The organism is Vogesella perlucida (assembly GCF_979366545.1).
The window spans coordinates 25500-51485 of sequence record NZ_CEETRO010000004.1 but is presented as its reverse complement, the minus strand read 5'-3'; the positions used below and the strand labels follow the sequence as shown (position 1 = coordinate 51485).

General features: G+C 59.8%; 24 protein-coding genes. 10 read left to right on the top strand and 14 right to left on the bottom strand.

The window, feature by feature from the left end:
* Positions 1 to 19: 19 nt before the first annotated feature.
* On the top strand, positions 20 to 364 hold the full coding sequence (gene arsC, locus ACZ9XP_RS06890; RefSeq protein ID WP_147688520.1) for an arsenate reductase (glutaredoxin): 345 nt from the start codon (positions 20 to 22) through the stop codon (positions 362 to 364).
* Between the two features lie 162 nt (positions 365 to 526).
* Here arsC and ACZ9XP_RS06885 read toward each other — a convergent pair whose 3' ends face one another.
* Positions 527 to 2905: a penicillin-binding protein 1A gene (locus tag ACZ9XP_RS06885; protein WP_147688518.1), complete on the bottom strand. Its 2379-nt coding sequence runs from the start codon at positions 2903 to 2905 to the stop codon at positions 527 to 529.
* Positions 2906 to 3120: 215 nt separating this feature from the next.
* On the opposite strand from ACZ9XP_RS06885, the gene ACZ9XP_RS06880 reads away from it, so the two are divergent.
* From ACZ9XP_RS06880 to ACZ9XP_RS06845, 8 genes are all read left to right on the top strand, one after another.
* On the top strand, positions 3121 to 4161 hold the full coding sequence (locus ACZ9XP_RS06880; RefSeq protein ID WP_147688517.1) for a pilus assembly protein PilM: 1041 nt from the start codon (positions 3121 to 3123) through the stop codon (positions 4159 to 4161).
* Entirely contained in the window at positions 4162 to 4731 is a 570-nt protein-coding gene (locus ACZ9XP_RS06875; protein WP_147688515.1) for a PilN domain-containing protein, read from the top strand.
* Positions 4728 to 5336 (top strand): type IV pilus inner membrane component PilO, encoded by a 609-nt coding sequence (locus ACZ9XP_RS06870; protein ID WP_147688513.1) that lies wholly within the window; start codon positions 4728 to 4730, stop codon positions 5334 to 5336. The genes ACZ9XP_RS06875 and ACZ9XP_RS06870 overlap by 4 nt, the downstream gene beginning before the upstream one ends.
* Positions 5337 to 5338: 2 nt before the next feature.
* Positions 5339 to 5854, top strand: coding sequence for a pilus assembly protein PilP (locus tag ACZ9XP_RS06865; protein WP_206211446.1), 516 nt, complete (start codon positions 5339 to 5341; stop codon positions 5852 to 5854).
* Positions 5851 to 7989, top strand: coding sequence for a type IV pilus secretin family protein (pilQ, locus tag ACZ9XP_RS06860; protein ID WP_147688510.1), 2139 nt, complete (start codon positions 5851 to 5853; stop codon positions 7987 to 7989). Before ACZ9XP_RS06865 ends, pilQ begins: the two co-directional genes overlap by 4 nt.
* Before the next feature lie 33 nt (positions 7990 to 8022).
* Positions 8023 to 8565, top strand: a complete 543-nt coding sequence (gene aroK, locus ACZ9XP_RS06855) for a shikimate kinase AroK (protein ID WP_206208693.1) — start codon at positions 8023 to 8025, stop codon at positions 8563 to 8565.
* A gap of 5 nt (positions 8566 to 8570) precedes the next feature.
* Positions 8571 to 9656, top strand: coding sequence for a 3-dehydroquinate synthase (gene aroB / locus ACZ9XP_RS06850; RefSeq protein ID WP_147688508.1), 1086 nt, complete (start codon positions 8571 to 8573; stop codon positions 9654 to 9656).
* Positions 9657 to 9740: 84 nt separating this feature from the next.
* Positions 9741 to 10127, top strand: coding sequence for a type IV pilus assembly protein FimV (locus ACZ9XP_RS06845; protein WP_147688506.1), 387 nt, complete (start codon positions 9741 to 9743; stop codon positions 10125 to 10127).
* Position 10128: 1 nt separating this feature from the next.
* Here the strand turns inward: ACZ9XP_RS06845 and ACZ9XP_RS06840 are convergent, their stop codons facing one another.
* The 12 genes from ACZ9XP_RS06840 to cysG form a co-directional block, all read right to left on the bottom strand.
* A complete protein-coding gene (locus tag ACZ9XP_RS06840; RefSeq protein WP_147688684.1) occupies positions 10129 to 10545 on the bottom strand; it encodes a type IV pilin protein in 417 nt (138 codons plus the stop codon).
* Positions 10545 to 11084 (bottom strand): GspH/FimT family protein, encoded by a 540-nt coding sequence (locus ACZ9XP_RS06835; RefSeq protein WP_170253758.1) that lies wholly within the window; start codon positions 11082 to 11084, stop codon positions 10545 to 10547. The genes ACZ9XP_RS06840 and ACZ9XP_RS06835 overlap by 1 nt, the downstream gene beginning before the upstream one ends.
* 226 nt (positions 11085 to 11310) lie before the next feature.
* Entirely contained in the window at positions 11311 to 13056 is a 1746-nt protein-coding gene (gene msbA / locus ACZ9XP_RS06830; RefSeq protein WP_147688502.1) for a lipid A export permease/ATP-binding protein MsbA, read from the bottom strand.
* A 2-nt stretch (positions 13057 to 13058) separates the two neighbouring features.
* Entirely contained in the window at positions 13059 to 14162 is a 1104-nt protein-coding gene (locus tag ACZ9XP_RS06825) for a glycosyltransferase family 4 protein (RefSeq protein WP_147688499.1), read from the bottom strand.
* Positions 14155 to 15459, bottom strand: a complete 1305-nt coding sequence (locus tag ACZ9XP_RS06820; protein ID WP_170253757.1) for an O-antigen ligase family protein — start codon at positions 15457 to 15459, stop codon at positions 14155 to 14157. The genes ACZ9XP_RS06825 and ACZ9XP_RS06820 overlap by 8 nt, the downstream gene beginning before the upstream one ends.
* Positions 15456 to 16577: a glycosyltransferase family 9 protein gene (locus ACZ9XP_RS06815; RefSeq protein ID WP_147688495.1), complete on the bottom strand. Its 1122-nt coding sequence runs from the start codon at positions 16575 to 16577 to the stop codon at positions 15456 to 15458. The genes ACZ9XP_RS06820 and ACZ9XP_RS06815 overlap by 4 nt, the downstream gene beginning before the upstream one ends.
* Positions 16574 to 17719 (bottom strand): glycosyltransferase family 4 protein, encoded by a 1146-nt coding sequence (locus tag ACZ9XP_RS06810; protein ID WP_147688493.1) that lies wholly within the window; start codon positions 17717 to 17719, stop codon positions 16574 to 16576. The genes ACZ9XP_RS06815 and ACZ9XP_RS06810 overlap by 4 nt, the downstream gene beginning before the upstream one ends.
* Positions 17716 to 18798 carry a putative lipopolysaccharide heptosyltransferase III gene (rfaQ, locus tag ACZ9XP_RS06805; RefSeq protein WP_147688491.1) on the bottom strand — a complete coding sequence of 361 codons (1083 nt, stop codon included), beginning with the start codon at positions 18796 to 18798 and terminating at the stop codon, positions 17716 to 17718. The genes ACZ9XP_RS06810 and rfaQ overlap by 4 nt, the downstream gene beginning before the upstream one ends.
* A gap of 18 nt (positions 18799 to 18816) precedes the next feature.
* Positions 18817 to 20556, bottom strand: a complete 1740-nt coding sequence (gene ptsP / locus ACZ9XP_RS06800; RefSeq protein ID WP_147688488.1) for a phosphoenolpyruvate--protein phosphotransferase — start codon at positions 20554 to 20556, stop codon at positions 18817 to 18819.
* Between the two features lie 34 nt (positions 20557 to 20590).
* A complete protein-coding gene (locus tag ACZ9XP_RS06795) occupies positions 20591 to 20860 on the bottom strand; it encodes an HPr family phosphocarrier protein (protein WP_017508632.1) in 270 nt (89 codons plus the stop codon).
* Positions 20841 to 21254, bottom strand: a complete 414-nt coding sequence (locus ACZ9XP_RS06790) for a PTS sugar transporter subunit IIA (protein WP_147688486.1) — start codon at positions 21252 to 21254, stop codon at positions 20841 to 20843. The genes ACZ9XP_RS06795 and ACZ9XP_RS06790 overlap by 20 nt, the downstream gene beginning before the upstream one ends.
* 77 nt (positions 21255 to 21331) lie before the next feature.
* A complete protein-coding gene (gene cysG / locus ACZ9XP_RS06785; RefSeq protein ID WP_465188195.1) occupies positions 21332 to 22756 on the bottom strand; it encodes a siroheme synthase CysG in 1425 nt (474 codons plus the stop codon).
* Between the two features lie 149 nt (positions 22757 to 22905).
* Here cysG and ACZ9XP_RS06780 point away from each other — a divergent pair, with 149 nt between their 5' ends.
* Positions 22906 to 24579 (top strand): diguanylate cyclase, encoded by a 1674-nt coding sequence (locus ACZ9XP_RS06780; RefSeq protein ID WP_147688483.1) that lies wholly within the window; start codon positions 22906 to 22908, stop codon positions 24577 to 24579.
* On the opposite strand, the gene ACZ9XP_RS06775 is transcribed toward ACZ9XP_RS06780, so the two are convergent.
* Positions 24576 to 25709: a GGDEF domain-containing protein gene (locus tag ACZ9XP_RS06775; RefSeq protein WP_147688481.1), complete on the bottom strand. Its 1134-nt coding sequence runs from the start codon at positions 25707 to 25709 to the stop codon at positions 24576 to 24578. The genes ACZ9XP_RS06780 and ACZ9XP_RS06775 overlap by 4 nt on opposite strands.
* Between the last annotated feature and the right edge of the window lie 277 nt (positions 25710 to 25986).

The following is a 25986-nucleotide window of genomic DNA, read 5'->3' as shown; positions in this document are numbered from 1 at the left end:
GCAGCACATGGAAAGCATCATGATTCGTTACTACCACAACCCGCGCTGTTCGAAATCCCGCGAGGGCCTGCAGCTGCTACAGCAGCATGGCGCCCAGCTAGAGGTGATCGAGTACCTGAAAACCCCACCCACAGCCACCGAGCTGGCCGCCATCATTGCCCTACTGGGGGGCGACCCGCGCAGCATGATGCGCAAGAAGGAAGAGGAATACACCGCCCTGCACCTGGACGATGTCACGCTGGAAGACAAGCACCTGATACAGGCCATGCTGGCGCACCCCAAGCTGATAGAGCGCCCGCTGGCAGTGAGCGACAGCAAGGCTGCCATCGGCCGGCCGCCAGAAAACCTGCTGTCCGTATTATAGGGCAAAGGCGCGGCGTGCTTGCGCCGTGGCCAGGCCTGAAGGCCTGTTGCGGTGGGCAAGCCAGCCCGCCGCCTCAAAAAAATCATTCGTTTCAACAAGATAAAAAAATCCCCGGCGTGCCGGGGATTGTTCTTGCTGGTAGACCAGTGTGTTTACCGCCTTTTAGAACAGCTGGTCTTTCACATTTTCCACCGCATCCTGTACAGGTGCTGCGGGTTCTTCGGCCCCCGCTTCGGATGCATCGGTTTCGGTGCTGCGACCAGCGCCAGGTACCGAGCCACGGTTATTGATGCGCAGCTCCGGGTTGGTACGCTGGAACTCTTCCAGATAGTACTCATCGTTACCGCGCAGGCCGGCACCAGGTTTCACCACCACGCCAGCAGGTGGCGGCAGCTCGACATCCGGCACGCCTTTCAGCGCGTTACCCATGTAATTGACCCAGATAGGCAGCGCCGCCGTACCACCGTAACCGTAGCGGCCCAGGCTACGCGGCTGGTCGAAGCCCACCCAGGTGACCGCCACCAGGTTGGGGTTGAAGCCGGCAAACCAGGCGTCGCGGAAATCGTTGGTGGTACCGGTTTTACCGGCGATATCGTTACGGCCCAGCGCCATGGCGCGGTTGGCCGTACCGTAGCGCACCACGTCGCGCATCATATTGCTGATGATGAAAGCATTGCGCGGATCGATGGCCTGCGGGGCGTTCTGCCCGGCAATGGCCGGCAGGGTACGGGCCAGCACGCGGCCACCGGCGTCTTCGATACGGTCGATAAAGTAGGCACGGGTGCGGTAGCCACCGTTGGCAAACACCGAGTAGCCTTCGGCAATCTGCATCGGTGTCGCGGTGCCCGCACCCAGCGCCATGGTCAGGTAGGCCGGAATATTCTTGCCATCAAAACCGAAGCGCTGCACGTACTGCTGGCCAAAATCGGTACCGATAGACATCAGGATGCGGATCGACACCAGGTTTTTGGACAGCGCCAGCGCACGGCGCATGGTGATCATGCCAGAGTAGCGGCCGTCATCGTTTTTCGGATCCCAGCTCTGGCCACCGATGGTTTGCGGATCGACCGTGATCGGCGCATCGTTGATCATGGTCGACGGGGTAAAGCCCCGGTCCAGCGCTGCCGAGTAAACAAACGGTTTAAAGGTGGAGCCCGGCTGACGGATGGCCTGCGTCACGTGGTTGAACGGACTGCGGTTAAAGTCGAAGCCGCCCACCAGAGAACGGATGGCCCCGGTGCGCGGGTCCATCGACACAAAACCGCCTTCCACCTCCGGCATCTGGGTAATCTGCCAGCCGCCCTTGGCGTCTTTCACCACGCGCACATGGGCACCGGGGCGCAGGCGCTGCGCGGGGGTTACCCGCTCGGATAGCGCAGAACGGGCAAAGCTCAGGCCGCTACCGGTGATATCGATTTTTTTACCACCCCGCAGATAGACACGCACGCGGGACGGGCTGGCGGCCAGCACGATGGCAGGCTGCATATTGCCGCTGTCGCGGATGGCAGCCAGCGATTCGTCCAGCGCTTCTTCCAGCTCTTCCGGTGCAATGGCCGACAGGTCGGTAAACGATTCCGGGCCACGATAGGCCTGGCGACGGTCGTAGTCGATCAGGCCGGCGCGCAGCGAATCGAATGCCCATTGCTGATGCTTGCTATCCAGCGTGGTGTACACACGATAGCCCTCGGTATACGCCGCCTCTTTATAACGGCCATACATGGCCTGGCGCACCATTTCGGCCATGTACTGCGCCGGCAGGCTGGCCTCTAGCGTGGGTTTGGCCAGTACCAGGGGTTCGACCTTGGCCTGCTCGTACTCGTCCGTGCTGATGAAGCGCAGTTCGTGCATGCGACGCAGTACATATAGCTGTCGCAGGCGGGCGCGTTCCGGATTAACAACAGGATTGTAGCTGGAAGGGGCCTTGGGCAAACCGGCCAGCATGGCCATTTCCGCCACGCTCAAATTGGCCAAAGGCTTGCCATAGTAGGCTTGAGCAGCCGCAGAAAAGCCGTAAGCGCGTTGTCCGAGATAGATTTGATTGATATACAGCTCTAAGATTTGGTCTTTCGATAAAGTATGCTCAATTTTGAATGACAACAAAGCTTCATTGAATTTACGCGTGAAAGTGCGCTCACTCGATAAGAAGAAATTTTTTGCCACTTGCATAGTGATGGTGCTTGCACCAGAGTGCGCGCGACCGGATACTATATTGCCTACCGCCGCACGCAGTACGCCCAGGTAATCGATACCACCGTGTTGATAAAAGCGTTCGTCCTCGGCAGCCAGCAGTGCTTGCTTCATGTGCTGCGGCACATCCTGGATGCGGGTAAAAGAGCGGCGCTCTTCGCCAAATTCGCCAATCAGGACGTTATCGGCCGAGTAAACGCGCAACGGCATCTTGGGCCGGTAGTCGGTTAATACATCCAGACTAGGCAAGCGCGGGTAGGTAATCACCACGGCAATCAGCAACAAGCCCGCTACAATAACGGCCAAGCCGGCGAGCAGGCCTGCGGTAACGGTAAAGAAGCGCTGGAGCATCATTGTTCTAGCCTATAAAAGTGATGGCGCATTATAACCGCAAGGCAGCGCCTTAAGACGAATCGCAAACGTGCACCCTCGTGTGCGCTGCAACAAGGAGGTTGGTGACCAGCCCGCGATGGCGGCACCAGATAATGATGCCCGGAGAAAAAAGTCGTTTCGATAGAAACCGCCTTCAACAGCTGCTGAGCAGCTGGCTCCCCTCCTCACGTCAATCCATGCTTGGCCTGGATATCAGCTCCACTTCCATCAAGATGGTAGAACTCAGCCGCAGCGGCCGCACCCCGCAGCTGGAACGCTATGTGGTAGAGCCGCTAGCCAAAGACCTGATTACCGATGGCAACATCAATAATATGGACGAAGTGGCCGACGCCATTCGCCGTGCCTGGCACCGCCTGGGCTCGCCGACACGGCGCGCAGCCATTGCCCTGCCTACGTCCATGGCCATTTACAAGAAAATCCTGGTGCCGGCCGGTGCACTGGGGGATGACCTGGAAATGCAGGTTGAAAACGAGGCCAACCAGTACATCCCGTTTCCGCTGGACGAAGTGAACCTGGACTATCAGGTACTGGGCCCCTCCAGCAATAGCGCCGACGACCTGGACGTGATGATCTGCGCCTCACGCAAAGAAAAAGTGGAAGAGCGCGTAGCGGTAGCCGAAATGGCGGGCCTGAAAGTCGAGATTGTCGATATCGATGCTTTTGCCATGATGACCGCCTTCGAGCAGATTCAGCAGCAGCTGCCAGACCAGGGCATGAACCAAACCTTTGCCTTGTTCGATATCGGTGCCAGCAAGATTCACTGCTCGGTCATACGTAATGGCCAACAGCTTTACTATCGGGAACAGGTGTTTGGCGGCGTGCAGCTCACCCGCGATATCCAGCGCCGCTATGGTTATACCTATGAGGAAGCGGAAACGGGCAAACGCAGCATGTCGCTGCCGGACGGCTACGAATCCGAGCTGCTCTATCCCTTTGTGGATTCGCTCGCGCAGGAAATCCAGCGCGCCTTGCAGTTTTTCTATACCACGGTGAGTGTGTCGCAATACCTGCGCGTGGACTACATTCTGCTAGCAGGCGGCTGCAGCATGCTGTCCGGCCTGGACGACGCCATCCTGAACCGAACACAGATCAGCACCATGATTGCCAACCCGTTTACCACCATGACACAGGCACAGGGCATACAGCTCAAAGAGCTGCTACTCGATGCGCCGTCGCTCCTGGTGTCGTGCGGCCTGGCCCTGCGGAGATTTGACTAGATGATCCGCATTAACCTGCTGCCGCATCGCGAACAGAAAAAAGCGGCCCATCGCAAACGCTTCCAGACCTTGCTGCTAGGTAGCGTAATGCTGGCGCTAGGCCTGACTTACCTGTGCCATATGGCGCTGGAAGACCAGAAAGCCAGCCAGCTGGCACGCAATCAGCGCCTGGAAGAAGAGATCAACAAGATCAATAGCAAACTCAGCAATATCGAGTCGCTGCGCCAGAAAAAAGCCGTTCTGTTGTCACGCAAGCAACTGGTAGAAAAGCTGCAGTTCGACCGTACGCAGGCAGTCTACGTTTTTGACGAGCTGATCCGGCTGGTTCCGGAAGGCGTCTACCTGAAAGACTTCCGCCAGACTGGCAGCAGTATCGCCCTCAGTGGCTATGCCTTATCCAGCGCCCGCGTGTCTGGACTCATGCGCAATATGGCCGAATCCAGTACGTTTGCCGACCCGGTATTGATCGAAGTCAGCGCGGCCAACGTCGACAAAATACGCGCCAACCAGTTTAGCCTGAGCGTGGCACTCAAAGCCCAGCACGCACCCGCTACCGGAGCAGCACAATGACCCTAGACGAAGTACGTAACCTCGACTTCAAGGACATGCCGAACTGGCCCCTGCCCGGGCAGCTGGCCGCCCTGTGCCTGCTGGTTTTGCTGGTGTTGGGTGCGGCGTATATGGCCGTGTTCTCGTCGGTGCAGGACGAGATCGAACAAGCTCGGCTACAGGAAGAACAGCTGCGCCAGACCTTCGTCGACAAAAAGCGCCAGGCCAGCAACCTGGTCGCATTGGAAAACCAGCTCAAGCAGATCGAAGTCTCGTTTGGCACCCTGCTCAAACAGCTGCCGACCAAGTCGGAAATGGATTCGCTGCTCACCGAGATCAACCAGGCGGGTATCGGCCGGGGCCTGCAGTTCGAGCTGTTCCGCCCGGCTGGCGAGGTAAAAACCGACCAGATGGCCGAGCTACCCATCCAGATACGCCTGACAGGTACCTATAACGAGTTGGCCGCATTTGTTACCGACGTCTCCCAGCTGTCGCGCATTGTTACGATCAGCGACATCTCGCTCACCCCGGTGGGCGACGCAAAAAGCAACCGTCTGGTCATGATGGCCACCGCTAAAACCTATCGCGCGCTGGAGGCAGAAGAGAAACTCTCTGCACCGAAATGACCATGACGCGACTCATTCCACTGCTACTGCTGCTGGCTGGCTGCAGCTTTACCGAGCAGGACGACCTGGAACAATGGATGCAACAGGCCGGTAGCGGCCTGCACGGCCAGGTAGAGCCCCTGCCGCAAATCGAACCCTACAAACCTTACCAGTACCGCGGGCAAGACCTGATTTCGCCGTTTGAAACCAACCGCCTGCAGATAGCGCGCAAGAACACCGCCGGCAACCTGCCCGACACCGGCCGGCCGCGCGAGATACTGGAAAACTACGAGCTGGACAAGCTCAAGCTGGTCGGCACCATGCTGCTGAAATCAGAGCGTCTGGGGCTGATCCAGACACCGGAAGGGGGCATTTACCGTGTACGGGTGGGCAGCTTCATCGGCCCCAATTACGGCATGGTACGTGCCGTGGCAGAAACCGAAATCAAACTGGAAGAAACTGTCGAGGATGTGAACGGCGAGTGGGTAAAACAGGACAACAGCCTCTACCTGCTTCAGGAACAAGGAAAAACACCATGAAAACAATGACCCTGACGCACCTCGCTTGTGCCATATTGCTTGCCGGCCTGACCCAGGCCGTATGGGCAGCCAATGGAATTACCGGTATCGAGCTGATCAAGAACAGCCAGGACCAGCAAGTCCTGGCACTGACTTTCAATACCGCCCTGCCTGCCGCACCCAACAGCTTTGCCATTTCGAACCCGCCACGTGTCGCCTTCGACTTCCCCGACACGCGCAACCTCACCGGCAAGAGCCAGCTGCCGTTTGCGGCCAGCCTGCTTAATACGGCCACACTGGTAGAAGGCCAGGGCAAGGCACGCCTGGTACTGAACCTGAGCAAATCCACCGCGTACACCAGCGCGGTGCAGGACAACAAACTGCTGATCACCCTGAATGGCCCCAGCACCGCCAACCCGCAAAGCCCGGCAGTTGGCCGCACCGAAACCCCGACCGAGATTTTGCCGCCTGTCGTGGCTGCCGCCCCGCACGCCATGGCGCCGAATGGCGTCGTACAAAATGTTGATTTCAAACGCGGTGATAACGGCGAAGCACGCATCCTGATCGACCTGAACAGTGCCAGCACGCCGGTAGATATCAAGCGCGAAGGCAAGTCCGTTGTTATCGACCTGGCTGGCGTAAAAGTACCGCGCCACCTCGAGCGCCGCCTGGATGTGACCGACTTTGCCACCCCGGCACGCCGTATCGATGCCACCAACCAAGGCAGTGGCAGCCGCATCACCGTGCAATCCGAAGGCGACTGGGCTTACTCCTCTTACCAGACCGACAAACGCCTGGTGGTAGAAGTACGCAAGAGCTCGGCAGAGGAGGTAGAAGCTGCACTGCTGGCGCAGGGCAAGGCCAACTACAAAGGGGAAAAACTGTCGCTGAACTTCCAGAACGTGGAAGTTCGCTCCCTGCTGCAAGTGATTGCCGAATTTACCGGCATGAACATCATCACCAGCGACTCGGTCAATGGCACGCTGACACTGCGCCTGAAAGACGTCCCCTGGGATCAGGCACTGGACTTGATTCTGGCACAGAAAAACCTGGAAAAACGCCAGGTAGGCAACGTGGTACGCATCGCCCCGCGTGAAGAGCTGCTGGCCATAGAGCGCCAGGCCGCCGAGTCGCAAAAGCAGCGCACCACGAATGAGCCCATCATTACCGAAACGTTCCAGATCAAATACCGCGCCGCTGAAGAGATTCGCGAGGCACTGAAAGACCTGGCCGGCTTCTACAGCGAAAGCAGTACCTCGGCACAGGGTAGTACCAGCACGAGTAACAGTACCAAGGCAGCCATTCTGGTTGACCCGCGCTCCAACAAGATCATCATCCGCGAGCGCATCTCGGTCATCGAAGAAATCCGCAAGGTGATTCAGACGCTGGACATGCCACTACGCCAGGTGCTGATCGAAGCACGTATTGTCGAGGCCAAAGACAACTTCCAGCGTGACCTGGGCGTACGCCTGCAATACACCCGCGCCGGTGGCGATACCTCGGTTGGTTCGCTGGCCAATGGTGGTACCGTGCCTATTGGTGGCATTCCGGCCGGTGACGTGACCTTCAACCCGAACGTAAGCCTGCCATCGTCGCTATCTGGCGCCTCGATTGCGGCCATTTTCAAGGGAGCCAGCTCGATTATCGGCCTGGAGCTGTCGGCCATGCAGGCAGAAGACCGCGGCAAGGTGGTATCCAGCCCGCGCATTCTCACTGCAGACCGCACCAAAGCCACCATTACGGAAGGCACGGAAATCCCTTACCAGACCGTAGACGACAACGGCAAATCGTCCACCACCTTCAAGAAAGCCAACCTGAGCCTGTCCGTTACCCCGCAGGTAACGCCAGAGGACGATATTGTCCTGAAGCTGAACATCACCAAAGACACCCCCAACACCAAGCTGAAAGTGGGTGAAAACCCGGCTATCGATAACAAGACCGTCGATACCGAAGTGCGCGTAGAAAATGGCGGTACCGTGGTGATTGGTGGCATTTATATCCAGGAACAAAACACGGTAGAAAACCGTGTGCCCCTGCTAGGTGACCTGCCTGTGGTCGGTGCATTGTTCCGCAACAGCTCCAATACCAACAACCGCCGCGAACTGCTGGTTTTCATCACGCCACGTATCGTGGAGAATGAGTTCATCAGCCGCTAAGCTAGCAGACACGTTATGAAGTCATCCGATACAATGCCTGCCATGGAACTGGCAGGCAATTTTTTTCTGGTGGGCCTGATGGGCTCCGGCAAAACCACGGTTGGCCGCACACTGGCAAGGCATACGGGCAAAACCTTCTACGACTCGGACCATGAAATCGAGCGTCGTACAGGCGTGCGTATCACCACGATTTTCGATATCGAGGGTGAGCCGAAATTCCGCGAGCGCGAACGCGATACCATCGCCGAGCTGTGCCAGCAGCAAGGCATTGTATTGGCCACTGGCGGCGGTGCTATCCTGGCACCGGAAAACCGTCAGGCACTGCGCAAGCACGGCACGGTGATCTACCTGCGCGCCCAGATCGACGACATCCTGGCGCGCACCCAGCACGACAAGAGCCGCCCTCTGCTACAAACTGCCGACCCGCGCAGCAAACTGGAAGAGCTATTTGCCGTACGCGACCCGCTGTACCGTGAAATCGCCGATATCGTGATAGATACCTCGCACCAGAATGTAAACGTGCTCATTCACCGGCTGGAACAACGGCTGTTATCCCTTCAAAGCAAACCCCGCTAAACGCTATGATCACGCTGAACCTCACCCTGCCAGACACACGCTACCCCATCTATATCGGCCAGCACATCCTGGGTAATGCCGAACTGCTCTTGCCTCATCTGAAGCAGAAAAAAGCCGTGATCATCAGCAATACCACCGTAGCGCCGCTCTATCTGGCACCACTCAAAGCCGCATTGGAGCAGCACGGTGTCAGCGTTCTCACCGTCACCCTGCCCGATGGCGAAGACTTCAAAACCTGGGAAACCCTGAACCTGATTTTTGATGCCCTGCTGCGCCATAAGTGCGAGCGCAGCACCACGCTGATTGCCCTGGGCGGTGGCGTAATTGGCGATATGGTGGGGTTTGCTGCAGCCAGCTACCAGCGTGGCGTTCCGTTTATCCAGGTACCCACCACCCTCCTGTCGCAGGTAGATTCCTCTGTCGGTGGCAAAACCGCCATCAATCACCCGCTTGGCAAAAACATGATTGGTGCGTTCTACCAGCCCAAAGCCGTTATCGCGGACATGATGCTGCTGGATACGCTGCCTGAGCGCGAGCTGTCGGCCGGTCTGGCGGAAGTTATCAAATACGGCCTGCTGGGCGACGCCAGCTTTATTGGCTGGCTGGAAGACAATATGCCAGCGCTACGCGCCAAGGACAAAACCGTGCTGGCCGAGGCGGTACGACGCTGCTGCGCCATGAAGGCCGACATCGTGAGCCAGGATGAACGCGAAAGCGGTGTCAGGGCACTGCTGAACCTGGGCCATACCTTTGGCCATGCGATCGAAGCCGGGCTGGGGTTTGGTACCTGGCTACACGGCGAGGCCGTGGCTGCGGGCATGATGCTGGCAGCAGAAGCCTCCCGCCAGCTGGGTTATCTGAGTGAGGCCGATGTTGGCCGCATCGAAGCCTTGCTGCATGCTGCTGGCTTGCCGACGATCAGCCCCAACCTGGGCTACGAGGCCTGGCTGGAACACATGAGCCATGACAAAAAAGTGAGCGATGGCGCCATCCGCTTTGTGCTGATGCGCGAGCTGGGCCATGCCATTGTCGCAACGCTACCAGAGACGGTACTGCACGCTACCCTGCACAGCCGCTTCATCGGCGAATAGCGCCGTACAGATACTACGAATTTCTACGAATAGGCAGCGCTGCCTGAAGGCTGGAGAATAGCAACACTCGCTCAGGAGATTGCTATGCTAGGCCTTGTCAGAATACTTGCCGATAAAGTACAAACCAGCCAGGAATGCGGCCTGCTTAGCCACCGGCTGAGCCCGTGGCGCTATGTACCGCCGCGCGAAAGACTGATCGACCCCATTGGCGAGGCCGAAGTGTTCCTGGCCTACGGCAAACGCCGTGAAGCTTTGCAGGTGCTAAGCCATACATTGCGTAGCGAACCGGATAACCTGGAGGCCAAGGTGCTGTTGCTACAGACGCTGGCCTACCTGCGTGACATCCCGGGTTATTGCAAGCTGGCAAGAGAGCTGGCGCCACAACTTTCCGGCCAGCCATCCTGGCAGACCATCTGCGCCGCAGGCCAGGAGCTGGCCCCTTACGAACCCCTCTTCATGTACCAAGCCTGAGCTAGGCCAAACGGCAGCGCTCTTTGCTGCCATCGGGCATGCAGTATTTCATGATGCCGGTCTGCGTCAGCTCGACATAACCCAGCTGCGCGTCCACCGCAGTCGCGCGCAGCACAAAATAGCCATTGTCGGTATTGCGTGCGGCAGCGGCGAAACCCAGCGTATAACGTGCCGTCCCCTGCGCCGGGTACTGCGTATAGGGCACGTCAGGCCAGCTTGCTGCCGTTTCTTTGTAACGGCCATGCTGGCTGTAATACTGCTCCATGAACACGGCATTGTGTTGGAGTAGTGCTGCTACGGCAGACTGTGCTGCACGCTCTTGCTCGGCCTGATAGCGCCATACAGCCAACATGGTCAGCATGGTGGCGATCGCCAGAGCCATCATCAGCTCCAGCAGTGTAAAACCGCGGCTGGCCATCAGCAGTCACTCACTTGGCGAAAGCCCGTGGCACTCACCTGCAAACGCCGACATAAACCACTCGCCAGACCACGGGCGGTATAGCTGACACCGCCATGGGCAGACAATACACCGCTAGACCGGATGCGGTAGCTGGGAACACTGCTAAACAGCTGCAGGCGTACACTGGGAGGCAAGGTCAGCACGTCGAAAGCTTCCTTGCTGTCGTAGATGCCCGCCCTGCCGCCCGCGTTATCGATAAAGAACAGAATGCCCTCGCCCAAGCGATAACCATCCGCTTCCCTGGCAACCTGCTGGCAGCCCTGGATATCCAGGTTTGATTTCAAATTGCCGATGCAGATATGTACCGAGGCGTTACGGGTAATCGCCTCGCTACGTACACGCATCAAGCTAGATGCAATACGCGATAACTGCGTATCGACGGCCTGCTGCTCCTGAAAGCGGGCGTACGGAGCGGCCGACCAGCTCCATAGCAATACCAGCAGCGCCATCACCAATAGCAGTTCCAGCAAGCCTATTCCGTGTTGTGTGCGAGACATGGTGCCCCCACCGCACCGCGGCAACGCAAAGATCGCCGCCATGCCGTATGAATGAGATGAGGCAGCTTAGGAAAGTCGTTTTATCCATGTCAATGTCTTTTTCACATCCTGCGTCAGCGGTGTTTCTATTCATGAAAATGGTTCAAACTACGCAGCTCATTCAATAACCCACGCCCAAAATAAAAAACCGCAGCGCCAGGCTGCGGTTTGGTGTGCCATGAATCGGCTATTCCGTAAATTGCATGCTATGCAGCCTGGCATAAAAACCTTCGGCTGCCAGCAGCGACTGATGGGTACCCGTTTCCACGATCTCGCCCTGATGCATCACCACGATGCGATCGGCTTGCTCAATCGTGGACAGACGATGCGCAATCACCAGCGTGGTGCGGTTCTTCATCAGGTTATCCAGAGCTGCCTGCACCAAGCGCTCGGACTCAGTATCCAGTGCAGAAGTCGCCTCATCCAGAATCAGTAACGGTGCGTTTTTTAACAGGGCACGAGCAATAGCCAAACGCTGGCGCTGCCCACCCGACAGTCGGGTACCGTTTTCACCAATCTCGGTATCAAAACCCTGTGGGAGCGCCTCGATAAAGTCCAGCGCGTTAGCCGCACGGGCCGCCTCGACAACCTGCTCGCGGCTGACCTGATTCAAGGCACCGTAGGCAATGTTGGCCGCTACGGTATCATTGAACAGCACCACATCCTGGCTCACCAACGCTATCTGTTGGCGCAACGCCGGCAGCGCATAGTCTGCCAATGGTTTGCCATCCAGCAGCAGCTGGCCGCCTTCTGGCTCGTAAAAGCGCGGTACTAGGCTAGCCAGCGTGGTTTTACCCGAGCCTGACGAGCCCACCAGCGCAACGGTTTCCCCGGCACGTATGGTCAGGTTGATCCCTTGCAAAGCACGCTTCTCGACCCCCGGGTAGCTGAACGACAGGTTCACCATCTCCAGCTCGCCACGCGTTTTGTGCAGCATGGCCGCACCGGTGTTTTTCTCTTCCGGCTCATCCAGAAACTGAAAGATGGTTTCGGCCGCAGCCAGGCCGCGCTGCAACGCCTGCGAGATACCGGTAATGCGTTTGATCGGCGCGAACAGCAGCATCATGGCCGTGAGGAAAGACATGAAGTCGCCCGCACTGAAGTCACCATGCTGTGCACGCAGCGCGGCGAAATACAGGATGGCAGCCAACGCACAGGCAATCATCAGCTGGGTCACACCCGTATTGGCCGAGCTGGCCGCGCTTTGCTTGACCTGATTACGGCGCAGCGCATCGGCGGCCTCGTGAAAGCGGCCGATCTCATAACTTTCGCCACCGTAAATCTTGACCACCTTCTGGCAATCGATACTTTCGCTCACCACCTGCGTCATCTGTGCCATACGCAGCTGGTTTTCGCGCGCCAGGCCACGCAGGCGCTTGCCGACAAAATGCATGCAGGCAGTCACCGCAGGCATCACCACAAAGCAGATCAGTGTGAGCTGCCAATCGGTGTACAGCAGTAGCGCCAGCAAACCCAGCGTGGTGACGCCATCTTTTACCGCCACGGTAATCACGTTGAAACCCGCTTCGGTCACCTGGTTCACGTCGTTGGCGATACGAGAAATCAGTCGCCCGGACTGGCTCTCGTCGTAAAAGCTCACCGGCAGGCGCAGTAGCTTGGCAAACATTTCCTCACGCAAGGTCTGCACCAGGCGGCCAGTCAGCCAGCTGGCCGTGTATTCGTTGATAAAGCTGGTAAGGCCACGCAGCATGAACACACCGATGATGGCCAGGGGTACCCAGCGGATAGTGTCCGGGTCTTTGCTGACAAAACCGCCATCGATCAGCGGTTTGAGCAGGCGGGCAAACGCCGCCTCGGTCAACGCAGCGATGGTCATGGAAATCAGCGACAGGATCAGTACTTTCCAGTAACGCTGGATATAGGCGAGCAGCCGGCGATACACGCGCCAGCTATGGTTGAATGAATCGTTCATGGTCACTTCACGGCAGTAGCGGCCAACCCTGCCAGCGCCAGCAGGCGGGCAGTATTGGTATGGGGTGAAAAGCGGTGGCGCACGTCCTGGCGGCCCGCTTGGGCCAGGCTTTGCATCTTGTCTGGGTGCGATAAGGCATGGTCAATGGCGCTGGCCCAGGCCTGCACCTCACCCGGCGGCAGCAAGCAGCCGGTTTGCCCGTCGGTAATGGTTTCGGGAATACCGCCGGTACGGCTAGCCAGTACGGGCACGCCCAGGCCCAGCGCTTCGATCTGCGACATACCCAAAGGCTCGTAGCTGGACGGCATCAGTACCAGGTCGGCCCTGGCCAGCAAGGCAGCCACCGGCTGCACCATCCCGGCTAACAAGACATTCTCTGCCAGGCCAAGACGGGTGATTTCTGACTGCAAATGCGCAAGCTCCGGGCCTTCGCCCGCAATAACATAGCGTAGTTGCGGCCAACGTTCCCGCAGCAAAGCCATGGCCTGCAAAATCGTCTGGTGGCCCTTTTCGCCGCGCAGCATGGCAGCCTGCACCAGCAGTGGGCCGGGGTGTTCGCCCAGCCATTGCTGCACCGGCAGGGGCAAAGCGGCGTGGGCATCGCGGTCGATACGGTCAAAGTCGATACCCGGGTACACCACGTGCAAACGCTCAGCCCGGATAGCCGGGTTCTGCAGCAGGGCATCGCGCAGATACTGGCTAGGCAGCATGGTGGCATCCACCAGCTGGTTATACGACCACGCCGACGCCTTGCCCGGCTGATAGGTACGCGAACGCAACAGGAAGGGGCGGCGGCATACCAGGCGCGCCGCAATGGCCAGGTTGTTGCTATCGTGCCCGCTATGGCAGATGGCCAGCCGGGGCTGATAGGTAGCGATCCAGTGCCGCAGAATGGCAATGGAAGGCAAATGCACGCTGTTACGGAAACGCACCGGCAACACCTGCAAGCCCTGTTCTTGCGCTACGGTAGCCACCCGGCTGCCTGGCCGGCAAGCCAGCACCGGCTGGTAGCCCAGCAAGGCCAGCTGGTGCATTTGCTGCATCAGCTGCAGTTCCTGCCCGCCGACATTGGGGGAGGATTCGGTGAAAAGAACGTGACTAGACATGCGATTTACCAGCCTGCTCCTGATGGATATGGGCAAGCAGTGCCGCTACCGTAAACAAGAAAATATGCAGCATATGATCTTTACTGACACTTTCCAGCACCATGCGTCCAAGGAAGCCGCAGGTCACCAGCATCAGTGCCAAGCCAGCCACTTCGCGACGCAGGACAAAAGCCTTTAAACCGATCACAATCAGACTAATGCAAAAAGATAACCATAGCAGGACACCCGGGATACCAAGCCCGACCCCTAGATCGATAAACCCGCTATGGCTATGGCCAATCTGGTTCGGTTTACCAACGGTAAAGAGTGCCTGGCTAAACGCCCTGCGGTCATAGCCGTAACCCATGGGCCGCTCTACCATCAGATCCAGACCGGCACGAATCCACGCCACTCGTTCATAAGCAGAACTGTCTACTGTCCGGCCATCAGCAAGCGATGGGAAAGGCGCCATACGCAGCCACCCTAAGCCATCGCGATCCTGCCACCCCATGGTAGCGGACTGTACGAAAATCTGATTACGTGGATCCTTTTGGATGGCTTTGAACAAAAAACCGGTCATCCCGACACCCACTATCAGCAATAAAACTGCTAGTCGCGCTCGGGACAGTTGCTGACGATGCGTCAGTACATAAATGAAGGTAAATGACAGCACCAGGTAGCTGAGGCCAATCAAGCCATTACGCGCACCAGCATGAAAACTGGCAAAAAACATCAAGGTGCCAATGGCTAGCAGACTCCACAATGGGAAGCGGGTTTGGCCCTTGCCAAATCCGGCCAATACAGCAACAAATGCCATGACAAAGTTCACAAAAAACGTGAACTCGAGCTTAGTCGCAGTGGTGAACACATCCATATTAAGCCACGAGCCGTGTTGGTAGTAGTAACGCACAGCCATGAATACTTCAGCCACCACCAGCAGAAGCCCTGCAGTCACCACGCAATCCAGTATCGACAAAAGGCGTGGGCGGCTAAACAGTACCGTTCCAGCAATAAACCACAAGCCCCCCATCAGTAGCTGACTGCGCCACTCGGCCAACGATGTCGCCATCCAGCCGGACAGCACCACACTGTGTAGCAGGGCGTACAGCAGAAAGCCTCCCAGTAACAAGGTCGGTACGCACCAACCAGATAGCGTACGCAGCAACACCCGCCTCTCGACAGCGGCCCACACAAGAAAAACAGTCAGCAGCACGTAACGTAGTGCGATCGTATGGGAAATATTGGATACGGTCAGAAAGATTATGGCCAGCAGAACCGCCCAATAACCCGACTGACGCCATATGGCAAATGCCTTCATGTGATGAGTCCTGCTGTCAGAATAGAGTGAAGCACCGCCTCCGGCCGTACCGCCGCCATACATTGCACCTGCCTGCAACCGCCCGGCTGCTCGCCGGCGGGCCGGAAGCAGCGTAGCGCCCAGTCTACCGGGCGATGATGCACGCTACGCTGAAAACGGCAGGGGAACAGGGCCGGGCCGGCACCCAGACAGGTGTAACGGCTAAAGAAATGGCTGGCACCGAATAGCGTTTCACTGCCCGGGCCAAACAGCATGACCAGTGGCACCCCGGCGATCTTGGCCAGGTGGGCAATACCGGTATCCGGGCACACGCAAGCCTGGGCGGCGGCCAACACCGCACGCAGTTGCGGCAAGGAAAGCGTGCCGGAAATAACCGTATCTTGCGGCAGCGGGGCCACCCGCTCGATAAGGTGGTGCTCGCCAGGCCCGCCGGACCAGACCACCGCCAAACCCCGCTCGCGCAACGATGTCGCCAGGCTTTGCCAGTATTCGCTAGGCCAGTAGCGCGTGGGGGAGCTGGCCCCCACATGCAGCACCACATAGCGCTCTGGCAGGGCTGGCAGGCTTTGCTCACCCAGCGGCCAATGCGCCAGGTCGAACGGCTGCGGTGCGGGGCCGTCTACCAGCCTGGCGGCGGTATCCGTCCACGCTTCCGGCTCATCGGCGTAGGGGATGCGCTCGTCCACCAGCCAGTTTTTGTAATGCGGTATCTCGCCGTCAAAGCCCACAATCCAGCGCGCACCGATGGCGCGGGCCAGGTAGCTCAGGCGGTTCTCGCCCATCAGGTAAACCATATCGATACGCGGCAGGGCAAACAGGCGGCGGATGCTGGCAAAGTCACGCGGGTGCCACGGGATGGCACGCACACCGTAGGGGCGGCTATCGTACAGGCCGGCTTGCAGTGGCGGGCAGGCCAGCACGATGTCCGCAGCGGGGAAACGCTCGCGCAGCTTGGCCAGCAAGCTGGTGGCCATCAGCGCGTCGCCCAGCAAAAACTGGTGCAGCACCAGGATGCGCTGCACGGTGTGCGGCTGCGGTTTGCGCCGCAGCCATTGCCACGGCATACGGAACAACAAGGTAGCAAAAATCAGCACACGGCCCGGGAAGCGCCCTTTCATGCCAGGCCCTCCGCGTCGGGCAACAGCCGGGCGAACAAGGCCAGCATCTGCCCTACCATGCGCTGCTCGGTATAGGGCAGCACGGCCTGGCGCGCTTGCGCACCCATCTGCGGCCAACTAGCGCGTGCGGCCAACCATTGCCCTACATTGTGCTGCCATTCGTCCGTGGCATCAGGCGCGGCCAGCCAGCCGGTTTGCCCCGGCTGCAGCAGCTCGCCGCCACCGCAACGCGTGCTGGTAAGCACCGTCAGACCGCAGGCCATGGCTTCGGCGACCACCAGGCCAAATGGCTCGTAAATAGACGGCAGGATGAAACCATCGGCCATGCCGTAGTAGCTGCGTACATCGCGCTGGGCGCCGGCAAAATGGACGCGCCCCGCCACACCCAGCTGCTGGGCCAGGGTGTGGTAATGGCGGCTTTTCTTGTCGCTGCCCACCACCACCAACTGCACCTCGGGGTGAGGCACGATGGCTTGCAGGGCTTGCGCTAGGCCTTTGCGCTCGAAACCGGAGCCGACATACAGCAATACCGGTGCGTTGGCGCTGACACCGTATTGCTGGCGCAGGCTATCGCGCTGGGCGCGGGCATCCTGCGGATTGAAAAACGCGCTGTCGATGCCGTTGTAAACCACGTGGCAACGCTCGGCCGGCAAGCCGGTGTATTGCATCACGTCGCGCTTGACCATCTCGGAGATACACACCACGCCGCGGAACGCCGGGTCGCGGTACATGCGCTGCTCCATGGCCAGCATGTAGTGGTGGTACGGGTTCAGCGCCATCGCCACGCGGGCGCCGATGCCGCCGCGCTGGCGGCGCACCGCAAGCCAGGCTGCGTGCACGCCATCATCCGCGCGATACACATGGCAGCCGGGAATGCGCTCGTGCGATAACACCAGTGCCGCGTCCAGCGCCTGCCACAAGCGGCGCGCAGCGCGGGCAAAGCCCCAATCCCGCCACACACTGCCCAGATAAAACGGGTTGACGCTATGCGCCTCGATACCCGGCACCGCTTCCCATTTCCGGTTTATCAACAAGGTATGCAGGGCAGCATGGCCCTGTAGCTGGCGCAGGATGGCGCTCACCACTCGCTCGGCACCACCGGCGGGGTTAAATTTCTGGCGGATGATGGCAATACGCTTCATGCCAGCTCCTCTTGCAGGCTATCTACCGCGGCCAACACCTGCTGCACGCTGATTTTTTCCAGGCATTCGCTGCGCCAGCTGCCACCGCAACCGGCATTGCCACAGGGGCGGCAGGCCATGTTGGCCGCCACCACGCGGTGCGCGACCTGCCACGGGCCCCATTCGATATCGCCGGACGGGCCAAACAAGGCCACGCAGGGCGTTTGCACCGCAGCGGCAATATGCATGGGGACGGAGTCCACACCAATGTACAAACGCGCCGCGGCAATGGCGGCAGCCAGCTCTTTCAGGCTGAGCTGGCCTGCCAGGCTGGCAACCGGCCGCTGCAAACGCGCGGTAATGTCGGCCAGCATGGCCATTTCGTCCGCGCTAGGGGCCGCCGTCAGCAAGATCTGCTCGCCACGGGCGGTAAGCTGGTTGATCAGCTCGGCCATTTTGTCTGCCGGCCAGCTTTTGAACAGCCAGCGCGAGGTGGGGTGCACCAGCACGTAACCACCAGGGGTCAAGCCCGATGCGGCCAACTTGGCGGCCAGGCTGGCTTCGGCGTCGGCACCCGGCATTAGCGTGAGGTGGCGGGCATCTGGCGCGGGGTAAATACCGATACGACGCAAGGCATCCAGGTGGATTTCCACGGTGTGGCGGTGGTTACCCGGTACCTGCAGGTAGCGGTGGGTAAAGGTTTTTTTAAAGAAGCGCCCATAGGGGCCATGCGGCCCGACCGACCAGCGCGGCTTGAGCAAGCGGACCAGCCAGGCACCGCGGTTGTGCTCGGTCAGGGTGATCACCAGGTCGTACTGACGCGCTTTCAGCGCCGACAGCAGCTGCCACTCGGCACGCAGCTGGCCCAGCGGGCCTAACTTTTTCCACTGCCGGTCTATGGTGTGCAGCTGCGACAACGCCGGGTGGCCGGACAGCATCTCGCGCGTGTCGTGGTACACCAGCGCGTCTATCTCGGCGTGCGGGGCGTGCGTCTTCAGCGCCGACAAGACCGGCGAGGACAATAGCACGTCGCCGTGGTGGCGTAGCTTGATCAGCAATACGCGGCGCACGGCAGTCAGATCGATGGCGTCTATGAGCATGAAAAGAAAAAAGCCGGATCAGGCGTCCGGCCCGGCATTCAGTTGTGTCAACAAGTCAGCGATTCTATCAGGGTCTTCGCTGCGCAGGATACGCGCGACCTGCGGGGCCAGGGTATCCAGATGGCTGTTGAGCACATTCTGTTTGACGGCCAGCAGGTTGGCCGGGTGCATGGAGAAGCGGCGCAGCCCCATACCCAGCAGCAAGCGGGTCAGGCGCTCGTCGCCCGCCATCTCGCCGCATACCGACACCTGCACGCCAGCTTTGGTAGCGGTCTTGATGGTGTGGGAAATCAGCTTCAACACCGCCGGGTGCACCGGGTCGTACAGGTGGCTGACCGAATCATCGTTACGGTCTACCGCCAGCGTGTACTGGATCAGGTCGTTGGTACCGATAGACAGGAAGTCCACGTATTTGACAAAGCTGCCCACCACCAGCGCGGCAGACGGGATCTCGATCATGGCGCCCACTTCTACCTTGTCGGCAAAGGGGATGTTTTCTTCGCGCAGCTCTTTCTTGGCGTACTCCAGCTGCGCCAGCGCCTGTTTCAGTTCCCCCAGGCCGTTGATCATGGGGAACAGGATACGGATCTTGCCGTACACGGTAGCGCGCAGCAGCGCACGCAGCTGCGCACGGAACATCAGGGGCTCGGCCAGGCACAGCCGCACGCCGGTCAGGCCCAGTGCCGGGTTTTCAGCGGCGCCGTGGTTGAGCCAGCGCGGGTTTTTGTCTGCGCCCAGGTCCATGGTGCGAACCGTAACCGGGGCACCACGTGTGGCCTCGGCCACCTCGCGGTAGGCGGCAAACTGTTCGTCTTCCGACGGCAGGCTGTCGCGCCCCAGAAACAGGAACTCGCTACGGAACAGCCCTACCCCGACGGCGCCAGACTCCAGCACGTTGGCCGCATCCTGCGGCAGCTCGATATTGGCCAGCAGCTCGATGGGCGTACCGTCCTGGGTCAGCGCGTCGGTCTTGCGGATGCTGGACAGCTTGCGTCGCGCTTCTATCCAGTTACGCTGGCGGCGGCGGTATTCGGCCAGCACGCTTTCTTCCGGGTTGATGATCAGCACACCTTGCTGACCATCCACCACAATCAGCTCGTCCTCACGGATCAGCTCGCGCGCATGGTGCAGCGCGATGACCGACGGCAGGTCCAGGCTGCGGCCCAGAATGGCGGTGTGGCTGGTGGCGCCGCCCACGTCAGTGACAAACGCGGCGACGCTGGAATCCTTGAAATACACCATATCGGCCGGTGACAAGTCGTGCGCCACCAGAATGGCGTCTTCGTCCATGTCTTCGACAAACTGCAAATCGGTACTGTGGCCGGCCAGGTTCTTGAAGATGCGCTCTACGACCTGCAGTACATCGTGCTTGCGCTCGCGCAGGTAGTCTTCCTCGATCGCGTCAAACTGCTCTACCAGGGTATCGCACTGCAGCTTCAGTGCCCATTCGGCATTGCAACGCTGGCTCTCGATCAGGTCGCGCGGGTCGCGCGAGATGGTCACGTCCGACAGCAACATGATGTGCAGGGATAAAAATGCGCCCAGTTCAGCAGGCGCATTTTCGGGGATACTGCCCCACAGCAGCTCCAGCTGCTTGCGGGTATCGCGCACGGCGCTATCGAAACGCTGCTGCTCGGCGGCGATCTCGCTGTCTTCCAGCGCCAGATGCACCACATCGTCCATGCTTTGCGATAGCAAATGCGCCCGCCCGATGGCGACGCCGCCACCGATCGGTACACCGTGCAGCACGATACTCATGTTTCCTCCCCTGCCTGTTTATTATCGCGGGCGTTTATTCCGCCTCGTCGAAGCGGTTGTTGATCAGTTCGACCAACGCCGCCATAGCCTGCTCTTCATCTTCACCGTTTGTTTCCAGCTCGACCGTGGCACCTTTTGCGGCAGCCAGCATCATCACGCCCATGATGCTTTTACCGTTCACACGGCGGCCGTTGCGCGCAATCCAGACCTCGGCCTTGAAGCGGCTGGATATCTGGGTAAATTTGCTGGAAGCCCGTGCGTGCAGGCCCAATTTATTGATGATTTCAATTTGCTGTTTTTGCATTTTTTCCCTCCGGAAGCATATAGAAGACCCCTTCCAGGCCCCCGGTAATGGCCTTGCTGACCACAATCTCCAGCGGCTGGCTGCTATAACTCAGCGCCCGCACCAGCATGGGCAGATTCACGCCTGCCACGGCTTCTACCCGGCCTGCCTGTACCAGGCGGCCGGTAATATTGGCCGGTGTGCCACCGACCATATCGGTCAGTACCACCACGCCATCCCCTTGTTCCAGCCGGGCAATCAGGTCCTGCGCTTCTTGGCGCTTGACCTCGGGGTCGTCGTGCTTTTCCACCCCCATGATGGCCAGGTTGTCCGGCACACGGCCCAGCACGTGGTGGGCACAGTCGGCCAGGCTCAAGCCTAGATTGCCATGCGAAATTAGTAATACACCAACCATATTCTTCACCCCGGCGCATGCCGGCTATTGCCAACACGTGAACACTGCCCGGCGGGCAGCCCCTGATGGCCGTGCCCTCAGCCCCCCGCCACAGAGCTGCGATACCAGCCCAGCTGCGGTGCCAGCGACACCACCTCACCTACGATAATCAATGCAGGTGAGCTGATACTATTCGCACGAATCAAGGCAGGCAAGGTTTCCAGTGTCCCCAGCACGGTTCGTTGCCGGGGTGTCGTAGCTTGCTCCACCACAGCGGCCGGCGTGGTGGCAGCCTTTCCATGACTGATGAATGCCTGGCAGAGTTCCTCCGCCATGGCCAAACCCATGTACACCACCACCGTTTGCCCGCTACGCGTCAGGGCTGGCCAGTCTAGCGTAATGCTGCCGTCCTTTTTATGACCTGTGACAAAGGTCACCGACTGCGCATGGTCGCGGTGTGTCAGCGGGATGCCAGCGTAGGCGGCCGCACCACTGGCAGAGGTAATGCCGGGCACCACTTCAAACGGTATGTGGTGCGCCGCCAGCAGGGCAATTTCTTCGCCACCACGGCCAAAGGTAAACGGGTCGCCGCCTTTCAGGCGCAACACGCGCTTGCCCTCCTGCGCCAGGCGCACCAGCAGGGCGTTGATGTCTTCCTGCGGCAAGGTGTGGTTGGCGCGCTGTTTACCGACAAACACGCGCTCGGCGTCGCGGCGTACCAGCTCCAGCAGCTCGGGCGCCACCAGGTTATCGTACAGCACCACATCGGCCTGCTGCATCAGCCGCAGGGCACGAAAGGTCAGCAGGTCCGGGTTGCCCGGCCCGGCCCCTACCAGATACACCGCACCTGCCGGCGCCGCATCCGCTGCGGCCAACCTGCGCTGCATGTCTTCACGGGCGGCCGTTTCATCGCCATTCATGACCTGCTCGGCCAAGGGCCCTTCCAGCACGGCTTCCCAGAACGCACGGCGCTCTTCCACATTACTGAAGCGCGCTTTCACCTGCTCGCGAAAACCCGTGGCAAAACGCGCCAGGCGGCCAAACCCAGCCGGGATCATGCTTTCCAGCCGGGCACGCACCAAGCGCGCCAGCACCGGTACACCGCCGCCGGTGGACACAGCAATCACCAGCGGGGAGCGGTCAACAATGGCGGGGGTGATGTAGCTGGATAGCTCCGGGTCGTCTACCACGTTCACCGGAATGCCCAGCGCCTGCGCGGTGTCCGACACCACACGGTTGACTGCACGCACATCGGTAGCGGCCACCACCAGCTTGTAACGGCCGATCTGTGCCGGCTCGAAGTTGGCCGCAATGTGTGCCACCTCGCCACGTGCAGCCATCTGTGCCAGCTCGGGCGCCAGCTCGGGGGATACCACGGTAAGGCGCGCCCCGGCGGACAGTAACAGCCGCGCCTTGCGCAGGCCGACTTCGCCCCCACCTACCAGCAAGCAGGGCTCGCCCTGCAAGCGCATGAAAATCGGAAAATACTCCACATTGCCTCCTGCCAGAATGCGCTCGAGCATACCCCGCAGCGCCACGCTTGGCGACCGCTACACCACAGATAGTCCCAGACCGATCATGAAAAAGGCATGATCCAGCATGCATTTCATGACAGCCCGACTTTTATCGCTACAATCCAGAGTAAGCACGGTCTGTCCGTGCATGCCCAGCCATGGAGAACAATGTGCCGGCCATTGCTACACTGGAAACAGCCCTCAGCGCCCTGCCGGGGGGGTACCTGCTACTGGATGAAAACCACCTCGTGCGCTTTGCTACCGCACGCTTCTACCAGCTATTACATTGCGAACCGCTGCAGTGCGGGCAAGCCCTGCCAAGCGGCTTGCTACCGGCGGAAATGCTGCCAGCCTTGCTGGCCGGCCAGGCGCACGCCAGCCAGCAGCTTTACACCGGCCAACTGCTGGACTGGCTGCTGACACCGCTGCCGGATGGCACCATGTTAAGCATTCGCGAAGACCGGCAAACCTTCCGCAACCTGATAGAAAACTCGCCGGACATCATCAGCCGCTATAACCCGCAGCTGGTTTGTCTGTATGCCAACAGCGCACTTGCCCGCTACTCGCCCCTGCCACCTGCCTTGCACGTCGGCCTGGGCATAGAAGAACGTGGTTTGCCGGCTCACGTGTGCGATGCGTTTCGCCACGCCAGCAGCCAGGTACTGGCCAGCGGCAAACCGGTGATTTTTGAAAACCAGCTGAACCACCACGACAAACACTACGTTTTTGAGTCGCGCTTGTTTCCCGAAACCGACGAGCACGGCCAGGTGCAATCGCTGCTGTGCATCGACCGCGATATCAGCGAAGAACACGCCATGCGGCTCTGGCAGGCTGACGAAAACCGCCTGCTGGAAATGATTGCCAACGACCGGCCCATGAAAGAAGTCATGGTGTGGACCTGCCACATGATCGAGTCGCAGATTGAAGGCTCGATGTGCTCCATCATGCTGCTGGACGATGACGGCATCCACCTGCACGTGGCTGCCGGCCCCAGCCTGCCAGACGAATACAAGGCGCAAATAGACGGCATCGCCATAGGCCCCGGTGTAGGCTCCTGCGGTACGGCAGCCTTTACCGGCGAGGCCGTCATTGTGACGGATATCCAGCAGCACCCGTACTGGGCAGATTACGCCGCCTTGGCCAGCAGCCATCAGCTGCATAGTTGCTGGTCTTACCCGATCAAGTCACACGATGGCCGTGTACTGGGCACCTTTGCCATCTACTTTTCCCACCCTAGTACGCCGGACAACCATAGCGAATACATCACCCTGCGTACCTCGCACCTGATGGCCATTGCCATCCAGCAAGAGCGCCGCGCCAGCCAGCTGTTCCAGCTGGCCACACAAGACTCACTTACCGGGCTATACAACCGCCGTCACTTCATGACCCTGGCGGAAGAAGCGTGTGATCACACCCTCGTACACCCCAAACCACTGTGCATGCTGATGTTTGATCTGGACCATTTCAAACAGGTCAACGACCGCTACGGCCATGCCGCCGGCGACGACGCGCTACGCTCGTTTGCCCGCATCCTGCAAGACAGCCTGCGCGCGCAAGATCTGGTGTGCCGCATGGGCGGGGAAGAGTTTGCCGCCCTGCTGACCGACACCAGCGCAGAAGATGCCATGACTGCGGCGCAGCGCATTTGCAACCTGGTGGCGCAAACCCCGGTGCTGAGCCACGGCCAAAGCATCCCGCTCACCGTCAGTATCGGCCTGGCCAGCTGCGTACCCGGCCAGGCACTGGGCGACATGATGCGTCAGGCAGACAAAGCGCTGTACGAAGCCAAAAACGCTGGCCGCAACCGTGTGCATGTCGCCCAATGCCCTTAAGGGCCCGCCTGTCCGGCTGCCACAATGCAGTTGCGGCCGGCGCGCTTGGCTTGATAAAGCAAATCGTCAGCCTGGTGCAGGCATTTTTCGGGGTTAACCTCGGCATCGTCCCAGCTCACCAGACCCACAGAAAAAGTACAGTGCAGCGTGTGCCCCCCTGCCTGCAATGGCAGCCGGGCAAACTGCTCGCGCAGGGCATCGAGCTTGCGCAGGGCATCTGCCGGGCCAGCGCCCGGTAACAGCACACAAAACTCCTCGCCACCGTAGCGGGCAAACACATCCTGCTCGCGCAATGACTGCTGGAAAAAACGCGCCAGCGCACGCAAGACCTCATCCCCTGCTGCATGGCCATAGCGGTCGTTGACCTGTTTGAAGTGGTCCACGTCCAGCATGGCCATCGCCACGCGCCGGAACGGTGGTACCGCTAGGCGCAGCTGCTGCAAGGCCTCGTCCAGCCCGCGACGGTTCAGCGCACCGGTCAGGCTGTCTTGCAGGGTTTCGCGCACCAGGTGCAGGGTACGGCGGCGCAAGATCACCATCAGAAAACCAAAGCTGCCATAGATGGTAGCCGTCGACACAAACAGATAGAGCAGCGGGTCGGACATATCCACCAGCACGATACTGCCGCCCTCCCAAGCCAGCGCAGCCAGGCGCAGGGCAAACGTAATGGCCCCCAGCGCGTACAGCGTGGTCAGGATAGGGTAGCCTGGACGGATATGCTGTTCGATCTGCCAGTGCAGCCACGACAGGCGTACAAACACGATGCCCAGCGCTACCACATTCCACATGGCCGCCCACTGCGCCGGCAACAGGTCGGTATTGGCCAGCAGGGTCAGCAGGCAGAGCACGGTGCCCACCACGTACCAGGGCTTGCGCCCCTGCAGGCTGGCCAACACCAACGCAAACTGCTGATAACCACCCAGCAACAAACCCATGCTGAACGCGTCCAGTACACGCCAGTGCAGTACCGGCTGCGCCTCGATCACCATGCCGAAGGCAATACACAGGCAACCCTGCAGCCAGATACGCCGCTCGCGCACCAGCTCGGCCTGGCTGGCGGCAAAACGCCAGCTGCTCCAGCCCACCAGAATGATAGTGAGGGCAATGGGCATAATATGGACATCGATCATGACAAGCGTTGCATTCGATAAACAGACTTACTGTTTTATAGCGCAGCCCTTGCGACCGCTGCGGCCAACCTGCCGCTGGCCCGCACAATCAGCTAGCCATCAATGCGATCTGCCACCGCGGCATCGTGCAGGGCACGGGTGGTCTGACAGGCGGCACGTTGCAAGCACCGCCAGCTGCGCCACCGCCAAGCAAAGAAAAAACCTGGCTGCAGGGCAACCAGGGTGCGGTATCGGGGTAGCAAGGCCGCCCGGCGGGCGGCCTTGCGCTGGCCACTGC